15 protein-coding genes are annotated in these 18,856 nt (G+C 50.6%); 6 read left to right on the top strand and 9 right to left on the bottom strand.

Going from position 1 to position 18,856, the window contains the following annotated elements; genetic code table 11:
- The first annotated feature begins 277 nt into the window (after positions 1 to 277).
- Genes C7W93_RS17335 through C7W93_RS17325 form a run of 3 tightly spaced genes read left to right on the top strand, consistent with a single transcriptional unit; the run spans position 278 to position 6,227 of the window.
- A complete protein-coding gene (locus C7W93_RS17335) occupies positions 278 to 865 on the top strand; it encodes a hypothetical protein (RefSeq protein WP_108441520.1) in 588 nt (195 codons plus the stop codon).
- Positions 850 to 4,464: an AAA domain-containing protein gene (locus tag C7W93_RS17330; protein ID WP_108441519.1), complete on the top strand. Its 3,615-nt coding sequence runs from the start codon at positions 850 to 852 to the stop codon at positions 4,462 to 4,464. The genes C7W93_RS17335 and C7W93_RS17330 overlap by 16 nt, the downstream gene beginning before the upstream one ends.
- Positions 4,461 to 6,227 carry a phospholipase D-like domain-containing protein gene (locus tag C7W93_RS17325; RefSeq protein ID WP_108441518.1) on the top strand — a complete coding sequence of 589 codons (1,767 nt, stop codon included), beginning with the start codon at positions 4,461 to 4,463 and terminating at the stop codon, positions 6,225 to 6,227. The genes C7W93_RS17330 and C7W93_RS17325 overlap by 4 nt, the downstream gene beginning before the upstream one ends.
- Before the next feature lie 676 nt (positions 6,228 to 6,903).
- Here C7W93_RS17325 and glmS read toward each other — a convergent pair.
- Positions 6,904 to 8,721 carry a glutamine--fructose-6-phosphate transaminase (isomerizing) gene (glmS, locus tag C7W93_RS17320; RefSeq protein WP_108441517.1) on the bottom strand — a complete coding sequence of 606 codons (1,818 nt, stop codon included), beginning with the start codon at positions 8,719 to 8,721 and terminating at the stop codon, positions 6,904 to 6,906.
- Between the two features lie 164 nt (positions 8,722 to 8,885).
- Here glmS and C7W93_RS17315 point away from each other — a divergent pair, with 164 nt between their 5' ends.
- Entirely contained in the window at positions 8,886 to 9,350 is a 465-nt protein-coding gene (locus C7W93_RS17315) for an Lrp/AsnC family transcriptional regulator (protein ID WP_108441516.1), read from the top strand.
- Between the two features lie 93 nt (positions 9,351 to 9,443).
- On the opposite strand, the gene glmU is transcribed toward C7W93_RS17315, so the two are convergent.
- The 6 genes from glmU to C7W93_RS17285 form a co-directional block, all read right to left on the bottom strand.
- Positions 9,444 to 10,811 carry a bifunctional UDP-N-acetylglucosamine diphosphorylase/glucosamine-1-phosphate N-acetyltransferase GlmU gene (gene glmU / locus C7W93_RS17310; RefSeq protein ID WP_108441515.1) on the bottom strand — a complete coding sequence of 456 codons (1,368 nt, stop codon included), beginning with the start codon at positions 10,809 to 10,811 and terminating at the stop codon, positions 9,444 to 9,446.
- Positions 10,812 to 11,111: 300 nt separating this feature from the next.
- Complete coding sequence (locus C7W93_RS17305) at positions 11,112 to 11,693, bottom strand: YXWGXW repeat-containing protein (RefSeq protein ID WP_108441514.1); 582 nt, start codon at positions 11,691 to 11,693, stop codon at positions 11,112 to 11,114.
- Positions 11,694 to 11,892: 199 nt separating this feature from the next.
- Complete coding sequence (locus tag C7W93_RS17300) at positions 11,893 to 12,225, bottom strand: YegP family protein (protein ID WP_108441513.1); 333 nt, start codon at positions 12,223 to 12,225, stop codon at positions 11,893 to 11,895.
- 223 nt (positions 12,226 to 12,448) lie between these two features.
- The gene (ttcA, locus tag C7W93_RS17295; protein ID WP_108441512.1) at positions 12,449 to 13,441 is read right to left on the bottom strand and encodes a tRNA 2-thiocytidine(32) synthetase TtcA; all 993 of its coding nucleotides are present in this window, start codon (positions 13,439 to 13,441) and stop codon (positions 12,449 to 12,451) included.
- Complete coding sequence (locus C7W93_RS17290; protein ID WP_108441511.1) at positions 13,438 to 13,851, bottom strand: dihydroneopterin aldolase; 414 nt, start codon at positions 13,849 to 13,851, stop codon at positions 13,438 to 13,440. The genes ttcA and C7W93_RS17290 overlap by 4 nt, the downstream gene beginning before the upstream one ends.
- Before the next feature lie 40 nt (positions 13,852 to 13,891).
- Positions 13,892 to 14,725: an SDR family NAD(P)-dependent oxidoreductase gene (locus C7W93_RS17285; RefSeq protein ID WP_108441510.1), complete on the bottom strand. Its 834-nt coding sequence runs from the start codon at positions 14,723 to 14,725 to the stop codon at positions 13,892 to 13,894.
- A 182-nt stretch (positions 14,726 to 14,907) separates the two neighbouring features.
- On the opposite strand from C7W93_RS17285, the gene C7W93_RS17280 reads away from it, so the two are divergent.
- Positions 14,908 to 16,086 (top strand): class I SAM-dependent methyltransferase, encoded by a 1,179-nt coding sequence (locus C7W93_RS17280; protein WP_108442190.1) that lies wholly within the window; start codon positions 14,908 to 14,910, stop codon positions 16,084 to 16,086.
- A 104-nt stretch (positions 16,087 to 16,190) separates the two neighbouring features.
- A complete protein-coding gene (locus tag C7W93_RS17275; RefSeq protein WP_108441509.1) occupies positions 16,191 to 16,385 on the top strand; it encodes a DUF2905 domain-containing protein in 195 nt (64 codons plus the stop codon).
- A 111-nt stretch (positions 16,386 to 16,496) separates the two neighbouring features.
- Here C7W93_RS17275 and C7W93_RS17270 read toward each other — a convergent pair whose 3' ends face one another.
- Positions 16,497 to 16,838, bottom strand: coding sequence for an ArsC/Spx/MgsR family protein (locus C7W93_RS17270; protein ID WP_108441508.1), 342 nt, complete (start codon positions 16,836 to 16,838; stop codon positions 16,497 to 16,499).
- Positions 16,839 to 17,001: 163 nt separating this feature from the next.
- On the bottom strand, positions 17,002 to 18,840 hold the full coding sequence (gene kefC / locus C7W93_RS17265; protein WP_108441507.1) for a glutathione-regulated potassium-efflux system protein KefC: 1,839 nt from the start codon (positions 18,838 to 18,840) through the stop codon (positions 17,002 to 17,004).
- Between the last annotated feature and the right edge of the window lie 16 nt (positions 18,841 to 18,856).

Below are 18,856 nucleotides of genomic sequence, written 5' to 3'. Positions count from 1 at the left end.
TTGCAAGGAATAGCAATCGTGTTGGTGATCAATAAAGTTTTATCCTAAAGGGGGATCTAAGTCATTGATTCATATCGCTAGCCATTTTGCACAAAAAAAATGAAGTTGTATCTTGAAAATAGTAGCCAAAGCAGAACGCACACTGAGAACACAAAATAAAGTTCTATCCTAATTGCTTGTTCTTCCAATGTAACGTAATTTTACGTCACCTATGGAATACTAAACTTCAGGGGGAAGTTCAGGCAGCCATATAAAAATTATGGATAGAAGGAAGAGAATGGATGAAAGGTTGAACCCGATACCACGCTACATGAAGATCGACCATATCGTGCTCAGCTTTAGCGATAAGATCAATGTGTTCGAGAGTAATACGCTCTATCTCTTGATTCGGTCTAGCGTCGTTGACTGGGACCGACCAATATTGGCGACGCCTTTTTATATAGGTGAGGCAGGTGAATCCGTGCTCTTACATAAGGTCTGGCTGGAAATATGGGCGTCTGACGACATGCCGCGTGAAAATATGCTGGCACCAATCATAGCCGCTTATGCCGGAAAAACACAGATACCGCTGCCGGCAGACGTTCCCTTCATTACGCAATTTGTAATAGAGGAGGACTTTTTCCGTCTAATAGCCCTTGGCCACCTCAACGCGGTTCATGTGTATGAGAAACTTAACGAATTCACTTGGATGCAAAGTGTAGGATATCGCCCCATATGGTACTCAGACGACCAGCATGCGCAAACGTTCGATCCGGAAAACGAGTACAGTCTGGTCGAATATGACCACTGGAATATTAAAAATATTAATCGATCGAACAGCATAATTTGTCCGCAGCGAAAAGGAAAATCATGTCGTCCACTCTAAATTTGAAGACTCGTCAACTGAGCACGTTTCTTCAACAGTATGTGCTCGAGAAAAAAACTTTAATTTTGGCGAACAAAAAGGGTGGCGCCTCGCTAAGAGCAGGGACGGACAATGACGATATTCCTGTTTTAATAAAAACATGGCCGAGAGTTCCAGGGACTGATGACTCCGATGTTCGCGATATATGGCGAAACGAGATTCGGCAACTGCATCGCTTGACTGGGCATCCCGGTGCATCTGATTACATTGTTGAACTTCGAACTACTCATGAAGATGAGACTGGCTTCTATCTCGTATTAAACCCCGATCAGCGTCGTCCCCTTGATAAGTTATTAGGAGATGAGGAATCCAATGGTCGCCGATCGATACCGGCTGTCTTACGTGACCGTCGCGTCCTGTGGAGAAATTTAAGGCGGATTGCACTCGGCCTGGAAATACTTCATTCTCAAGGTCTGCTGCATAGGAATTTATCGACTTGGTCAGTATTGACGGCAGCGACAAATGAACCGGACTTCCAACTGACGGGATTCGAATGGTCCATGCGACTTGTTTCGTCCGATGATAAACCTGGATCGCGCAAAGCTGATGCACAACGTCTTGAAGGTCACTCCTTTATCCGAGATTGGCAAGATTTTGGACAGCTTGCGGTCCTCCTTTTAGGTCTCAACGCAAAAATAAAGAACCGAGCGATCCCAAATCATGAGGTTACAGCGACCGTTACAATCGAAGAAATTAAGTTTGTAAGACAGCTTCTCCAAATCACTCCTACCGAATTGGTAGATGGTCATTTTGTAGTAATGCGAATAGACGAGATATTGACGGTGCTCGACGCACACACCAGAAATAAAGAGCCAAGGTTTAGTCTAGTTGTATCTCTCGGCCAACAAAGTCCACTTGCACGAAAAATTCGAGAAGCGTCTGGAGGCGAGATAGAGCTCGATGATTCGGTTTCTCAAAGGGAATTTGTTGAAGCGGATCTGTTCAATCCAATTTTGATTTCCGAGCGAGTTATTGGATTCCCCGATCAATTTAACTTGGTACTACGCGGTCAGCACCTTAGTTATCAATTGCAAGATTACACTTTCGGCCCTGAGAAAACATCGTCAAATTGGGATGCAGCAGCATGTTTCCGTGCCGATCTCACTATGCCATTGTTTTTCAAAATCATCAAAACCATGCCGCTTTCCTTCAAAGCCATTAATTTGATGACCCCGTCGGAAATGAAAGCGAACACGCATCGAATACGTGAACGGTTTACATCCTGGGACGAACTCCGTAAGCATTTGCATCCTGTCACCCCGAGCGCAGGTAAGGAAAAATTACTTCGCAAATCCTTCGCGTTGACGCAAATGCTTGAGTATCTGTTTTCAGCTTCGGAGTTGTTTCGCGTGGAGATCGTCAAGCTACCCGCCAATTTTGTTATAGATCAAGCTCACCAAAACATTCTGGCGGTAAGGCCGCGACCAGATGAAAATCGTGACCGGCTTTCGCTGGCGCTAGGGCTGCGCGACGTTTTGGCTGTGAGATTAGAGCGCGCTCTTCTTGAAGATCGAACTGAACACGACGAAAGTCGAATACAAAGTTGGAGACTTACGGATTCCTCTATTTTGGGAGGCCGTTCAGAATCTAAGACTGAATGGAAATTTCATACTACGGTAACCGCTTCAACGGGCGAGACGCTCTATATCTTTTTTGGAGACCAGCCTGCGCCAACTGTTGCAGAGGCCTTCTTGATTTCCGAGGACTCCGTGGGCACACACGAACAGTTCCTGCGACGAATGAAGAGCTTTAAGGCATTAGCAGAGCACGGGGAATTGGCACGAATGTTGGTTGACCCGAGATCGCGGGTGATGCACATTGTTGAAGCCTCGCCATCGTCAGCGCAATTTCTAGAGCTTGACGCTTCCAAACAAGATGCGTTTAAGGCGACCATAGAAACGATGCCCCTGTTTCTCATTCAAGGCCCACCTGGCGTGGGAAAGACCCGTCTCGTCCGTGAGCTGGTTCGCTACTCCATTTCAGAGGACAGCTCTGCGCGTATCTTGCTTTCCGCCCAAAGTAACCATGCGGTTGATCACCTCCTTCATGAAATGGAGGAGTTTGTCGATCAGCCGGCCGACGTGAAGCCACTGGTTGTTCGTTGTCGAGCCGGAGGAAAGAAAGACGAGCTTAGTCCGTTTGACATCGGTCAACAGACAAAGCGTTTCGTATCAGATTTAATGAAAAGCGATTTGTATGCTGAGTCGTCTTCTCAAATAAGGCGTCAAATTGATCAACTTGGTACGTCATATGGTTTGGACGGATCCGAGGAAAACTGGGACTCTCTTCCTCCAATATCGAAATCATCCCGTCGCGCGCTGGAGGGTTTAGTGCTAAGGGCGGCCAACATGGTGTTTGCGACCACAAATTCCAGCGACCTTGGAAGGTTGATCGAGGAAAAAGGACAGTTCGACTGGTCAATCGTCGAGGAAGCTGGAAAGGCAACCGGCGGTGAACTGATTTCACCGCTTCTCTTATCACATCGTCGCCTCATGATTGGAGACCATAAGCAACTTCCTCCATTCGGTGCCGAGCGTCTCTTAGCTTTGCTTGCAAAACCAAAGGGTGTCAAGAGTGCACTGAAGCTAGGAGACCCCTTGATTGGCCGAATGTTCAGAGATACGACGATTGATGAGATTTTCTCTGACGTCGAGGCCGATGAATCCCCCGCCGGCGAACAGTCTTTCGCGGAACTTTGCAATAAAGCGAGTAGGGCGTTCTCACTATTCGAGACAATTATCGAGGATGAGTTTGAACGCCAAGAGCTACGCAAATCCGGTAGGCCGATCGCATTACCGCTAATTGCTCAGCATCGAATGCACCCCGCAATTGCAACAGTCGTTTCCAATGCATTCTATGAAACGAGGCTTTATACTGATAAGGACAGCGCCGAAAAATTTCGAACCGAAGAGGCACCAATAATTTCTCTCGACCCCGGAAAGCTGCCTGATTGTCCAATCGTTTGGATCGATATGCCTTTTGTTCAGGGTACGATGCATATGAAATTTGGCGAGGCCCTCCCAAAATATAGTAATGATCTTGAGCTCGAAGCCGTTGAGGCGGTTCTGAAGCTGCTGGCCGCAAGTCCAGGTGTCAAGAAGCCACCATCATTGGCAATTCTCTCGCCATATAGTCGCCAAGTTTCTAAGTTAAATGGAATTACTGAGGCTGGATCCCAATTGCCTGCGGCACTAAGGCAGTTCACACGTGCCGCAAAGCAGAAGACGTTCTGTAGTACCGTTGATTCCTTTCAAGGTAGCGAGGCAGATTGCGTCGTCATATCGCTTGTTAGAAATAACAATCTTGGCAATGTATCTTCTGGGCTGGGATTCCTTGCCGATCCTCGTCGGATGAATGTGCTATTGAGCCGAGCACGATGGAAATTGATTATAGTTGGCAGTCTTTCGTTTCTAAAGAAGATTGACAAAACTCCTAAATCTGCTGAGGAGGCCATACGTACAAAGTTTCTTGAAATATTATTGAGTGTTGTCACGCCTTCAACCCCGAACGAAAACATACGAGTTGTTTCTTACTCTGACCTTATTGGGAAGTTGATATGAGCGTGATTCAGGTTGCAATTCCTGTCCTCAAGGGGCGATCAAGTATTGTGGTGGACAAAGGACGGCCGTGGAGTGTCGTCGAGCATATGATTCTTGAGGCACTTGCCAAGTGCAATTGGACGGCAATTGAGTTATCCAAGGCGGCAAAGATGCCGAGGCGCGTAGTTATCGAGGCGATCATTCGACTTATGAGGGCTGGCTGGGTAGATCTTTCAGAGGCAAGAGGTACCATCACATTTCATGCTAATTCCTTTGGACTTGCTAACGCCAGTAAATCTGAACTGCCAAAGAATTTTGAGCGAATACGCCGACAAATTAATTTCACGATTGATCTGGTGGAGGGCGGAGTATTCAGAAATCATGAATGGTATGTCTTTGACGAATATTCACTGCGTGAACGAGAAAAAACGGAGGTGATTGTTTGGATCCAGCCTGAGGCGGTGGCCGAGGTTTGTGATCGAGGTGAGTTTTACGAAACTCTCCTTGATTACGACGAGGCACTTGTCAGTGCCGAACCATCGGGATTTTCTAGAAAATATATTCTTGTCGCAGTCCGGAATGGGATTATGGGCCGGCTACCTGATCGCGAAATGCCGGCTCTGCGTGCGGCAATAGTTGAGGCGGCCAGATCAGTTAGCCTCAATGAGATTGCTAAGAAAAACATCTACCCAGTTCCAGGATTGGTATTCGCATCAAGGTCTGACGTACCCGAAGTACGCCAGGTTCATTTTGATATTACTGATTTAGTGCTTGATGGTGAAGCTCATCGAGTTGCCTTGAGTCATGTCTTTGAAAATGCTAAAAAGAGCATTTTTATTCATTCAACTTTTATTAATGAAGCAAAAGTTTTGGCTTGGTTGCCCGAAATCACTTCAGCGGCTAAACGTGGCGTGAAGACCCATGTATTCTGGGGGCAAAGCGAAGATACTCCGTATGTTGTGTCTAGTCGTACCAGTATATCTAATTTGACAAAGAATCGCGACGTGCAGAATCTTGGTGAAGCGTTGGTAATCTATCCATTTTCGACAAAGTCACATGCAAAATTAATCGTGGCTGACTCCGGGAAAGGCGGAAGTTTCATTGCAGTCGTCGGATCGTGCAATTGGTTTACGTCCGGATTTGATAGCTACGAAGCATCCGTACTGCTTCGCGATCCCCATATTGTTCGGGATGTAGTAAGGTATTTTGCTGAGCTATCAGTCGCACACAATGGGGTCTGGTCACCGGTCGCGACAGAACTTATAAATATAAGCAAGGCACTTCAGGACACACCAACATCGCCACGCGCAAATGCAAAGGCAAGTATTGTGATAGGCGCGCAGCATGGTCATTTTGTGCTGGAGGCACGGGACACCGCAAAACGCCGCATTTTTGCAGCAAGTCATCGACTTGGGCCGGTTTCCGATTCGTCAGTAATTACACCAATAATGACTGGTGCACGCGCAAACAACTTGAAAGCAAATGTCTATTTTGGCCGCACGACCGGTGCAATGTGGGGAAACAGGCCGGATGGCCTGATCGACGAAGCAGCGAAGTCTGGCGTATCTATCGAAACGATTGAAACGCCACGACTTCACGCCAAAATGTTGGCATGGGACGACGATTTCGTTTTGGTGACGAGCTTGAACTGGCTATCAGCCGTATCAAACGACCTTGGATCACCGAAAGAGATAGGAGTTTATATCGAGGCCAAGGGAGTTGCGGAAACATTGATTGCAAATTTCGAGGGCGCGCGTGGAGCTATCTATGCAGACGGGGTATAGGTGCATATGTAACGTCGACCGAAAACGAGAAAAGCCGTCCAAAAGCAGCTGAGTGAAAAAAACAATAACCATATCAGCGGCGTTTGCCGAGCGCGGTGTACCCGACGACCGACAGCTTATTGTTTCCTGTATCGAACTGATTGAACATTTTTTGAGGAAACTTGCCAATGCCGCTCGCTGATTGGTGGCTACTTTGGGACGCAAATCGGTGGCTGTTTTAATGCGAATTTGCAGTTAAGTCTTAACGAATACGATTTAAGTGACACAAGGGACTGACGCTTTCATTACTGTTCTAGCGCGGCTGTTTTTACCAGCACTTCGAATTCCGATAATGGTTTTGGAAATTTCTGCGCTAGGCATCGTGCTATCGTTGGATTCTCCAGCAATTTCATCAGATACCCACGGGCAAGTACAAGATTGAGGACGTCCTGTCCGTATGTCTGCTCTATAAGCTCGCTTTTGGCGGCATGATGAAAGAAGTAGAAAAAACGGGCCAGCCTTTGATTAACAAGGCTTTGTGCGACGGCGACATAATTCTGCAAATTTTTTATAGATTCATTTTACTGGTTCATCAAATCCAGTTTTTAAAATAGGACTTTATTTTGTAGGTTAGTACTTTATTCGTTGGGGTAGGACTTTATTTGTTCGCGACAAATCGATTCCCTTATCCCCCAAATCACTCCACAGTCACAGACTTAGCCAGATTCCGCGGCTTATCCACATCTGTCCCCCGCGCTAACGCAGTGTGATACGCCAGCAATTGCAAAGGCACTACATGCAAAATCGGTGACAGCAAACCGTAGTTTTCTGGCAGGCGAATTACGTGTACGCCTTCGCTGGAGTTGATGCGGGAGTCGGCGTCGGCGAAGACGTATAGCTGACCGCCTCGGGCGCGGACTTCTTGCATGTTGGATTTGAGTTTTTCGATCAGGGTGTCGTTGGGGGCTACCGTGACGACGGGCATTTCTTCGGTGACTAGTGCTAACGGGCCGTGTTTGAGTTCTCCGGCGGCGTAGGCTTCGGCGTGGATGTAAGTAATTTCTTTTAGTTTTAATGCGCCTTCAAGCGCGATCGGGTAGTGCATGCCGCGACCGAGAAAAAGTGCGTTTTCTTTGCGGGCGAAGGCTTCTGCCCAGGCGACGATGTGTGGTTCTAGCGCTAGTACGCTTTGCAGCGCTGCCGGGAGGTGGCGCAGGGCTTTTAATTGGGTTTGTTCTTGCTCGTCGCTGAGGCGGCCTTTGGATTGGGCGAGTGCTAGCGTGAGCAGGAACAGGCCGACTAGTTGCGTGGTGAAGGCTTTGGTTGACGCAACGCCGACCTCGACCCCAGCGCGGGTGATGTAGGCTAGCGCGCATTCACGCACCATGGCGCTGGTGGCGACATTGCAGATGGTGAGGGTGTGCAGCATGCCTAGCGCGCGTGCGTGTTTAAGTGCGGCTAGTGTGTCGGCGGTTTCGCCGCTTTGGGTGATGGTGACGACTAATGCGTTAGGGTTGGGGACGCTATCGCGGTAGCGGTATTCGCTGGCGATTTCGACGTTGACCGGGATTTTTGCGACGGATTCGATCCAGTATTTTGCGGTCAGACCGGCGTAATAGCTGGTGCCGCAGGCCAGGATCAGGACGGAATCAATTTGCTTGAAAATGTTAAAGGCTTTGTCGCCGAATAGCTCCGGCATGATGGCGGTGACGCCTTCTAGCGTGTCGGAAATAGCGCGTGGCTGCTCAAAAATTTCCTTTTGCATGTAGTGCTGATACGGGCCGAGTTCTACCGCGCTGCTGTAGGCGTGGACGGTTTTAACTTCGCGCTCAACTTGTTTGCCGTCGATGTCGACGATCCAGACGCGTTGCAGTTGCAAATCGACTACGTCACCTTCTTCGAGATAGATAATCTGATCGGTCGTGCCAGCGATTGCCATCGCGTCGGAGGCGACAAAATTTTGTCCTTCGCCGATGCCGACGATCAATGGCGAGCCTTGGCGGGCGGCGACGACGCGATGCGGTTCATCGACGCTGAAGACGGCAATTGCGTAAGCACCGGTGAGGCGTTTGACGGCTTGTTGCACGGTCTCGAACAGGTCGCCGGTGTACATGTGATCGACCAGATGGGCGATCACTTCGGTGTCGGTCTGGCTTTCGAAGATATAGCCGGCAGCTTGCAATTCTGTGCGCAGGTCGTCGTGATTTTCGATGATGCCGTTGTGGACTAGCGCAATGCGGTCGCGAGAAAAATGCGGATGGGCATTATGCGTGGCGGGCGCGCCGTGGGTGGCCCAGCGGGTGTGGGCGATGCCGGTGAAACCAGCTAATCCCGAAATGTTGATTTGACTTTCCAGATCGGCGACGCGGGAGGTGCTGCGCGAGCGTTGCAATTTGCCATTGACGTGCAGCGCGATGCCGCAAGAGTCGTATCCACGGTATTCGAGGCGTTTCAGGCCTTCTAACAAGATCGGGGTGACATTATTTTGCGCAACTGCGCCGACGATACCGCACATGGATAGCCTCACATGAAAGATGGATGATGCATTATCTTATGCTTAAGGCTATGAAATAAAATAACTCATTGATGACTTTTTTGATTTATTATTTCTTAGTTATTTGTTGATGAAATATATCATCATATATATTAAATTTTTGTTTATTTATTTCAATTGGTGCTATGGATATCGTATTGGATGGGCTGGATCGTCGCATTTTGAATGCGCTGCAAACCGATGCCTCGCAAACTAACCAAGAGTTGGCGGCGCACGTTCATGCGTCCGCGCCAACTTGTTTGCGGCGGGTGAAGCGTTTAACTGATCTTGGTGTGATTGTGCGCCAGGTCGCGATTGTTGCGCCAGAAAAGGTGGGCGCGGGTTTGACGGCGTTGGTGGAGGTGACGCTGGACCATCAGGGCGATGAGCATCAATTGGCATTTGAGGCGCTGGTGGCAAAAGTGGCGTCAGTGTTGCAATGCTATCGGGTCTCGCCGGGGCCGGATTTTGTGTTGGTGGTGCAGGTGGCAGATATGTCGGCGTATCACGCGTTGGCGCATCAGTTATTTGCTGCGCAGAAGAATGTCCGTAACGTGAAGGCGTATTTTTCGATTTTACGCAGCAAGTTTGAGACCTGTATCGCGGTGTGATTTATTGCGGTGTAATTTAACTAGGTGTTGAAACTGCCCGGTGCATGGTCAGCGCTGCTAACCATGCACACAGCAGAGTGTTTAACGCATAATTTATTTCTTGATTTTTACCGGACGGACCCAGCCTTCTATCGTGACTTGTCGGCTGCGCGAGACGGTGAGTGTACCGGGTGGGGCATTTTTGGTTAATGTGGTTCCCGCGCCGAGCGTCGCGCCTTTGCCGATGGTGACCGGTGCGACCAGTTGGCTATCGCTGCCGATAAAGACGTCATCTTCAATGATGGTACGGGATTTATTTGCGCCGTCGTAGTTGCAGGTGATCGTGCCTGCACCAATGTTAACGCGCGAGCCGACTGTGGCGTCGCCGACGTAGGCTAAATGATTCGCCTTGCTGTGCGCGGCGATCTGGCTATTTTTGACTTCCACAAAGTTGCCGATATGTACGTCTTCGCCAAGTGTCGTGCCGGGACGCAGACGCGCATAGGGGCCGATTTGCGACGCTGCGCCGACTGTTGCGTCTTCGATGTGACAGAACGGTTTGATACTGGCGCTGTTGCCGATATGGGCATTTTTGATGACGCAATTGGCGCTGATGGTGACGCCGTCTTCTAGCGTGACGATGCCTTCGAAAACACAACCGACATCAATCGTGACATCGCGACCGCAAGTCAGCGTGCCGCGTACATCCAGCCGTGCCGGATCTAATAGCGTGACGCCTTGTTCTAGCAGGCGATTGGCGATGCTGCGCTGATGGATGCGTTCTAGTTCGGCTAGCTGAACTTTGCTGTTGACGCCTAGTGTTTCCCATACGGCGTCAGGCTGGGCGGAGACGACGGGCGTGCCAGCGGCGACCGCACTGGCGACGATATCGGTCAGATAATATTCGCCCTGGGCGTTGTTGTTCGATAAACCAGCTAGCCATTGCTTGAGATGCGCGGTCGGCGCGACCATGATGCCGGTGTTGCATTCGGTGATGGCGCGCTCGGCTGGGGTGGCGTCTTTTTGTTCAACGATACTGACAATATCGCCTTTGCCATCATTGTCGCGGACGATGCGGCCGTAGCCGGTCGGGTCGTCTAGCTCGACAGTCAAAATAGCGAGTTTGTCTTGGCCTGCGGCGCTGACCAGACGCTGCAATGCGGCGCTGGATGTCAGCGGTACGTCGCCGTAGAGCACTAGCGTTGGGACGGCATCATCGAGCTGTGGTACTGCTTGCATGACGGCGTGGCCGGTGCCAAGTTGCGGTTCTTGCTTGGCAAAGACCAGGTCACTGGCAGTAAATTGGCTGAGAACGGCATCGCCGCCATGGCCGTAAATGACGCATAAACGCGTGGGCGATAGGGTGCGGGCGGTATCGATAACGTGCGCTAATAGTGATTTTCCGGCAAGCGGATGGAGCACTTTAGGCAGTGCCGATTGCATGCGTTTGCCCATTCCAGCGGCGAGGATGACGACGTTCATAGACTGCACTTTGCTTAAAAAGAGGTGGAAAATTCTAGCACGCAGCTTCTAGTGCGAATAAAGCTGTGACTAAAAAGATACAGATGAAAAGGGCGCTTTGGCTGCCGGGCGATTTTTTTGTATTACGCACGATCTTGGGAAAAATCAGGGCAAAACCGGGGCGCAAGAGAATTAGGGTGCCGGCAGAAAGGTAGCACTCTCTGCGCTGTATTGCATGTTTTTTGTACACTTAAATTATTAACCTCCCATCGTATGCAGGACACGATGAGAGGTTAGGTAAGACGGCAGGACTATAAAAAGTTAATTGCGTTGCCAGTAGCCGCCGGAGAAGGTCCAGGTGTTGCCGCTTCTGTACCAATGGCCCGGCGCGTAAAAATAGCCGTCCCGACGTGCTTCCCAATGACCGCTGACCCAGACATGCTGGCCGTTGTTCCAGCGCCAGAATCCGCCTATCCAGACATGGTTAGGGGTAGGTGCCGGGCCGATGATTTCGACGCGCGGAGGTGGCGGCGCGACGTTTGCAACGATCACCTGAGTGTTATTTTCCGGGGCAAGCGCTACCCAGCGGCCGGGATGGTAGATCCATTCGAAGCCGTTATTACTCCAATACGCATGTTGGAAAACTTGATTTTGGCGGGCTTGTTCCCAATGGCCGTTATTCCAGACGTAACGATTGCCTTCCCATTTCCAATGTCCGGCAACCCAGTAAGAGTCTGGATAAGGTGCTGGCGGGATGACTTCGGAGAGTGGTGCTGGCGGTGACTGAACGATGTGGGTTACTGCGTGTTGCGGCGGCGGTGCGACTACGCATCCGGCAAGCGTGAGGGTCGCCGCGGCGGTCAGGGCGAGCACGGATAAACGATGGACATAACGGCGATTCATGGAGGCTCCTCATAGATGTTGTGGGTCTAGAACGGGCTACTCCGGGAAAAAGATTACTTAGCTTACAAAGAGTTGCAATTTGAAATTGTTTTTTTAATATTTATGCATTCGAAAAGGGCATAAAGCTGGTTTTTTTGTCTTATGTAGCCCCGTAGTGCTGTTGCAATCGCTGCCGCCAATGGCCTCTTAAGCTTGAACGTCAGGTTTCGTTAATAACGGTATTGGTGGGGCCATTTTTTTTGACCGAGGAAATGGCAACGTCACGCGCGACGGTGGTGCTGTACATCAGACTGTGGCCGATGACCTGATGGTTGGCGGCTTTCAGATTGAAGTAAAACTTGCCGTTGGCTGCTTGATTCCGACTATAACGATCATCTTGCGAACTATTGGTTTGTACTGAGGCGATGCCGTTTTCTGCGGAGGCCTTTGCTGCGTAAGTTTCACTGGTTAACACTACTTCACCGTTAGCGGCGTACAACACGAAATAAAATTGTCCGTCGCTGTCCCTCTTGAGGGTATAGGAAGCGGGCATATGTTTCTTCTCCGATATTCAGTAGCAAATCTTGCAATAAAGCCAATGCTGCGTCATCGCTGACAATGGGCAACTTTCAGCAGGACGATTCTGATTATATAGCGCTGTATGACATCTTCAATTGAAAATTTACGTTAAGTAAGGATGTGGCCATTCACCGTCTAAAAAGGACTAAACGGTGAAAAGCCGGGCACAGCCATGGTTGGGGCAAGTGGAGGGCTGATTAGTCCACCATTTGCAAAGGAATCATGCTGGAGATGGTGGACGTGGGGACCGCACAAGGCTCGTCATCAAAGGCGATATCGCCGTTGGGGTCGGCGATGCCGGTGGCTTTGAGGCCGATGAAGTCGAACAGGTTACGATCCATCAAATGCGAAGGCGCGGCGGTGGAGAGCGAGGCGAAGATGTTATCGACCCGTCCTGGATGCTTCTTTTCCCACTCGCGCAGCATGTTTTTGATTTGTTTGCGTTGCAGGTTTTCTTGGCTGCCGCACAGGTCGCAAGGGATGATGGGAAACTGTTTGACCTCTGCGTAGCGGCTGAGATCTTCTTCTTTGACGTAAGCTAACGGGCGGATGACGATTTGCTTGCCATCGTCCGATTGTAATTTGGCGGGCATGCTTTTTAGCTTGCCACCAAAGAACATGTTGAGAAAGAAGGTTTCCATGATGTCGTCACGGTGATGGCCGAGGGCGACTTTGGTTGCGCCGAGTTCTGTGGCGACGCGGTAAAGAATGCCCCGGCGCAGGCGTGAGCATAGCGAGCAGGTGGTTTTGCCTTCAGGGATGACGCGTTTGACGATGCTGTAAGTGTCCTGATTTTCGATATGAAAAGCCACGCCGAGCTTGGTCAGGTATTCCGGCAAGATGTGCGCGGGAAAATTCGGTTGCTTTTGGTCGAGATTGACCGCGATGATGTCGAAATTGATCGGCGCGCGCTGACGCAGCGTGATCAGGATATCCAGCAGCGCATAACTATCCTTGCCGCCGGACAAACACACCATGATTTTGTCGCCGTCTTCAATCATATTGAAATCGCCGATGGCCTGGCCGACCTGACGGCATAGCCGTTTGTGGAGTTTGTTGTTCTCGTGGGCGATTTTTTCAACCTGTTTCAGGCTCGGCGGAACCACTTCCGGGCTAGCTTGCGGCGCGGGCGATGCTGGCGTCAGATCGAGCAAATTCGGGTCGAGAAAACTTTTTAAGATGGAATTCATGCTGGCTCCAACGGGGTTGGCGGTTTGATGCGAAATACTTCGACGCCGACTGATTCACAGTCGCTATAGGCGTCCGGTTTTTCAGTGGTGACGCGTACTGCACGTACTTTTGGGTGGGCTAGCAGGGCGCTGGCAAGGTCGTCGCAGAGTGTCTCTTGCAGGTGAATATGGCCTTGCTCCATGCGTCTGGCGACGGTATTACGCATGAAATCATAATCTACGACTTCATCCATTTGGTCATTCGTGGGCGTGGAAAGTGCCAGCGGGATGAACAGATCGACGTTGATCAGCGCCCGCTGCTCGCCTTTTTTCTCAAATTCAAAGACGCCGATATTGATCTGCACTTCGTAGTTGCGCAGAAATAGGCGGCGGCAGTCGCTAAGGTCAGGATGGATGAGTGCGGATGGCATGGTTTCGGTCAGTAAGAAAAAAGGTTATGGATGCTGATTGTTATAGCGGTTCGGCGGCTCGGATTGCCGCTAGATCAGCGGCAGGGGCGATGGCATTGCCGGAACGGGCTCGCAAATGTTGGCCGCTATCCATCAGCAATGTGGTGCCGGTAATCGCGGTGGCGCCAGCAATAAAACAGATGCTGGCGGCGAGATCTTCGGCGCTTGTGCTGGCTGGCAATGGGCTGCGTCCTGTCTCGGTTGGATCGGAATCAAGCTCGCGTAGGGTGGCAACCCCGACTATCCGTAATTTTGGAGCATATGCCAGCGCCAGCATCTGGGTCGCGCTTTGCAGCGCAGCTTTGGATAGGGTATAGGACAAAAAATCCGGCTCTGGGCTGAATAATTTCTGATCGAGCAGGTTAATGACCACCGCTTGTTTGCCCTCGGGCGTGGCGGCGTGCAGGGCCTTTGTCAGCAAAAGCGGTGCCGATAAGTTGCGGCGCATGTGTTGTTCTAGTTGTGCTGCGGAAAAATCGGCGGCGCTATCTTGCTCAACTATAGCTGCGTTGTTGATTACGCAGGACAAGCTGCCTAAGGCCGCAATTGCCTGCGGTATAAGCGCTGTGGCTGCGATTTCGTTATCCAGATCGGCTGGGATGGCGCAGGCGCGGCGGCCTAAGGATTCGTATTCTTTGACTAACGTTTGTGCCGATGCTTGTGCAGTTGTTGCATCCTTTGCATCGATGGCGCTCGTGGCTGGCTGATAATGCAGCGCGAGGTCCCATCCTTGCGTTGCCAGCGCGCCGGAAATCAGGCGACCGCGCGCACTGATGGCGTCGGTAACCAGCGCTACTTTGCTAACGGTGGTCGGACGATTGGGGGATGAACTCATAAACTTCGCATTCGTTGTGGTTTGTTTGTTACGTCGCTTGTGGTGCTTTTGCTGCGATTTATCGGATTAAAACTGCCACATTGCCGAACATTTCGTCGCAGAATAGATGGCCGCATGCTGATTTACGTCAAAAATTGCATCGGCGCTGCGATCAAAGCGGTGATATCTCCTACAATATCGCCATGCAACTGCAACTACCTGAAGCTTCTATCGAAGCGCAGCACGCCTCAGGCCTGCTGCACAATCTTATCGCTACCGAGATTCGCCAACATCATGGCTGGATTTCATTCGCGCATTATATGGACTTGGCGCTATACGCGCCTAACCTCGGCTATTACAGCGGCGGCGCAGCAAAATTGGGTAAAGACGGTGATTTTACAACCGCGCCCGAGATTACGCCGCTTTTTGGCGCAACACTCGCGCAATTGGCAACAGAACTGATCACGGCACCGGATGCGCCGTTGGCTGCGCAAATACTGGAATTTGGTGCCGGTACGGGGCAATTGGCCTTTGATATCCTGACTGAGTTGCAAGCTAGCGGGTCTAGTCTGGACGCCTATTACATCGTTGAGTTGTCGGCCGAATTACGCGCCAGGCAAGAGCTAAAACTGCGTGACTTTGCGCATGTGCAATGGCTGGACCGTTTGCCCGCCGCTTTTTCTGGCGTGGTGATCGGTAATGAGGTGTTGGATGCGATGCCGGTAGAGTTGGTGGTTCGGGGCGAATCGGACTGGCTACAACGCGGCGTGGGATTGGCGGACGCGACGCATCCTGATGCTGCGCCACAATTTATCTATGCGGATCGGCCTGCGGACCCTGTTTTAATCATGCAGATTCCTGATGCCGACCAATTGAGCGTCGGTTATTTGACCGAGGTCCATCCGGTCGCGATTGGATTTATGCATTCCTTGGCGACGATGCTGGCAGCCGGATCTGGTGGTGTCGCGTTGTTGTTGGACTATGGATTTCCCGCCTCGGAATATTATTTGGGGCAGCGCGATCAGGGCACGTTGATGTGCCATTATCGCCATCACTCGCATCCCGATCCATTTTATTGGCCGGGTTTGCAAGATGTGACCGCGCATGTTGATTTCAGTGCGATGGCGGTAGCGGCGATTAATGGGGGTGTCGACGTGCTGGGATATACCTGTCAGGCGGCATTTTTGCTGGATGCGGGAATTGCGGAGTTGTTGCTACGTACACCGCCAGAAAATGCGTTGGCCTATCTGCCGCAAGCCAATGCAGTGCAAAAATTGTTATCCCCGGCTGAAATGGGCGAGTTGTTTAAAGTGTTGGCGGTAGGAAAAAACGCGACTTTGCCTGCACGTTTTGCGAGAAATGACCGCTGTCATCGGCTTTAATGGTTGGTCAACAATGACATCAATATGCGAGCGGTATAACGATGCGGCTGATTTGACGTATTTGATGTCGCTTCACTCATCTTAGCTTCCATTGAAAGAACAAAATGATACGCTGGGTTTTGGTGATTTTTATTGCTGTAATTGTTTTTTCAAGCGCTTTACCGTGGCTGGAAAAGCTAGGGATAGGGCGCTTGCCGGGAGACTTCCGTTTTAAGCTTTTTGGCAGAATATTTTCATTGCCATTTGCTTCGACGATCCTGATTTCGACGGTGGTATTCTTGCTTGCGCGGTTTCTTTAGGACCGCGATGCCAGAAGATTTATTCTAGTGAATTACTTAGACCTAGGCTGGCCTGCTGTGCACATTTTTTGCCGATTCCAGGATTCTGGCGGCATTCAGGCCCACGTTATTTCAAAATAATGTCTCAACTAAATCCGCTGGCTTAGCCATAACAGCACGATTTTGGTAAACCACAATGGGGCGTTGCAGCAGATGTGGATAGTCAACTATTGCTTGCAATATAACCGTATTTTTAGCTTCGGATAGCTTCAAATTTCTGTATTTTGGGTCGTTAATACGAATGATTTGCGCCGCTGATTTACCTAATTTCTTTTGTAGCGAACGTAGCTGCGGAAGGGTCAGTTGATAATCGATAATTTGCATCAAAAGGTGTTTGGCAGCGCATATGGCTTCAACTTTATATAGCGCTTTACGGGAATAAGAACAGCGGGAATTGTGAAAGATCGTCATCATATTTGGCGGGCACCTTGTGTTAATTTTGTTGCCAAGTGGCAATATATTGCCGCCAAAGTGTAATCCCGCAAAGTACGTCTGTCGAGGCCAAGAATTTGCGACCTTCCCAATGACGCAACTGATTTTAGGTGCGTTTTATACCCGTTTTACACCTGTTTTAATGTCATGCAGATTTTGACGCTTCATCTTCCTGCGCTGCATCGCCCCAGCCGTCCGGCGCATCTTCATCGCGTAACATTTGATCATGCGCAAACATTTCTTCTAGCTCCTGCCGCGCTTGTTTTGCCAGCGATACCATTTGCTGTTGATCCTTGTGATGGGGATAAATATCGTGGACCGTTTGCAGATTGTGCGTGCGAAACTTCATCGCTGCCTGACGTGCCTGATACGCGCCAAAGCCAAGTTGCCGCAAAGCTTGTCGACCAAGCTGCAATGCCGAATCGAAGGTCTCACGTTCGATGACCGTCACGCCCAAATCCATTAAATCGTAGTAGTGCGTGATGTTGCGTGCGCGGGCAGCGATGGTCAGCAATGGATAGGCATGGCGGACCGCGGCGATCAATCGCAGACTGCCCTCAATGTCATCAATGGCGACGACGAGCAGGCGTGCCTTGGCGATGCCAGCAGCGCGTAATAAATCGATTCGGGTCGCATCGCCGTAGAATACTTTGAGGCCGAATTTGCGCAGTAAATCGATTTGATCGGGGTCATGATCAAGCACAGTCAGGCCAATTTTGTTGGCAAGCAGCAGCCGTCCGATAATCTGGCCGAAGCGGCCAAAACCGGCGATGATGACCGGGTTCTCGTTGTCGTCGATGACGTCATCCGGGCGTTTGCGCGCGGCAGCAAAATAGGGGGCAATAACCTTGTCATAAAAAATCAGCAGCAACGGCGTGGTGACCATCGATAGCGCAACGACGACGACCAGAATGGAGGATGTTTCAGGCGTAAATATTTTAGCCGCCGCCGCCGCGCCAAACACGACGAACGCAAATTCACCGCCTTGAGACAATAGGACTGCGAACAGAAATTGTTGCGGGCGAGGAATGTTGAACAACTTGCCCAACACGTATAGCGTCGTTATTTTGATCAACAAAAAACCTCCGACTAACGCCAGCACCAAACCTGGTTGTGCAAGAAATACGCCGAAGTCGACCGACATGCCGACGGCAATAAAAAACAAGCCTAGCAGCAAGCCTTTAAATGGTTCCAGATCGGTTTCCAGCGCGTGGCGATATTCCGAGTCGGCCAGCAAAACACCGGCTAAAAATGCGCCCAGCGCCATCGACATGCCGATCCATTCCATCAGTAAACCAGTCGCAATGACGAGCAGCAATGCAAAGGCAGTGAAGATTTCTCGCAATCCGGTTTTGGCGATCATGCGGATTAATGGGCGCACCAGAAAACGGCCTCCGAAAATCAGCGTGGCGATCACGGCGACGGCTTTGCCCGCATCCAGCCAGCCCTCGCTGCTGCCTTTTACCGCAGCCACTCCTAATAATGGCACGATCGCAATCATAGGGATCGCGGCAATATCCTGAAATAGCAGCATCGCAAAACTGGCCGATCCGGCAGGCGTTGCAGTTAGTTTGCGCTCAGCCAGCGTTGCCAGAACGATGGCGGTGGATGATAAAGACAGGCCTAGCGCGGCGATGAGCGCGGTTTTCCAATCGACCCCGAAGCCGACAGCTGCACCGAATAACGCCAGCGTTACAACGCCGACCTGCGTGCCACCCCAACCAAAAATAGGCCGTCTGAGTGACCATAGGCGCTTTGGCTCCAGTTCTAGTCCGATCAGAAAGAGCAGCAGAACTACGCCGAATTCGGAGAAGTGCAAGATGTTTTCGACGCCGTCAATTAGCCGCAGGCCCCAAGGCCCAATCGCCATTCCCGCGAGCAAGTAGCCAAGGACCGCGCCTAGCCCGAATCGCTTCGCAATTGGAACCACGGCAACGGCGGCAGCCAGATAAATTAATACGTTAAATAACAGGCTTTTTTCCATGGGGTTTTGGCTTATG

It is taken from the genome of Glaciimonas sp. PCH181 (assembly GCF_003056055.1).
Classification (GTDB): domain Bacteria; phylum Pseudomonadota; class Gammaproteobacteria; order Burkholderiales; family Burkholderiaceae_D; genus Glaciimonas.
This window is presented reverse-complemented; position numbering and strand designations above follow the sequence as displayed.

Bases quoted from the DNA above. Each gene is read 5' to 3' on its own strand.
- C7W93_RS17315 (WP_108441516.1), top strand. From the start codon at position 8,886: ATGGATATCGTATTGGATGGGCTGGATCGTCGCATTTTGAATGCGCTG.
- C7W93_RS17275 (WP_108441509.1), top strand. From the start codon at position 16,191: ATGATACGCTGGGTTTTGGTGATTTTTATTGCTGTAATTGTTTTTTCA.
- C7W93_RS17270 (WP_108441508.1), bottom strand. From the start codon at position 16,838: ATGATGACGATCTTTCACAATTCCCGCTGTTCTTATTCCCGTAAAGCG.
- C7W93_RS17305 (WP_108441514.1), bottom strand. From the start codon at position 11,693: ATGAATCGCCGTTATGTCCATCGTTTATCCGTGCTCGCCCTGACCGCC.
- C7W93_RS17285 (WP_108441510.1), bottom strand. From the start codon at position 14,725: ATGAGTTCATCCCCCAATCGTCCGACCACCGTTAGCAAAGTAGCGCTG.
- C7W93_RS17335 (WP_108441520.1), top strand. From the start codon at position 278: ATGGATGAAAGGTTGAACCCGATACCACGCTACATGAAGATCGACCAT.
- ttcA (WP_108441512.1), bottom strand. From the start codon at position 13,441: ATGAATTCCATCTTAAAAAGTTTTCTCGACCCGAATTTGCTCGATCTG.
- glmU (WP_108441515.1), bottom strand. From the start codon at position 10,811: ATGAACGTCGTCATCCTCGCCGCTGGAATGGGCAAACGCATGCAATCG.
- C7W93_RS17300 (WP_108441513.1), bottom strand. From the start codon at position 12,225: ATGCCCGCTTCCTATACCCTCAAGAGGGACAGCGACGGACAATTTTAT.
- C7W93_RS17290 (WP_108441511.1), bottom strand. From the start codon at position 13,851: ATGCCATCCGCACTCATCCATCCTGACCTTAGCGACTGCCGCCGCCTA.
- C7W93_RS17325 (WP_108441518.1), top strand. From the start codon at position 4,461: ATGAGCGTGATTCAGGTTGCAATTCCTGTCCTCAAGGGGCGATCAAGT.
- glmS (WP_108441517.1), bottom strand. From the start codon at position 8,721: ATGTGCGGTATCGTCGGCGCAGTTGCGCAAAATAATGTCACCCCGATC.
- kefC (WP_108441507.1), bottom strand. From the start codon at position 18,840: ATGGAAAAAAGCCTGTTATTTAACGTATTAATTTATCTGGCTGCCGCC.
- C7W93_RS17280 (WP_108442190.1), top strand. From the start codon at position 14,908: ATGCAACTGCAACTACCTGAAGCTTCTATCGAAGCGCAGCACGCCTCA.
- C7W93_RS17330 (WP_108441519.1), top strand. From the start codon at position 850: ATGTCGTCCACTCTAAATTTGAAGACTCGTCAACTGAGCACGTTTCTT.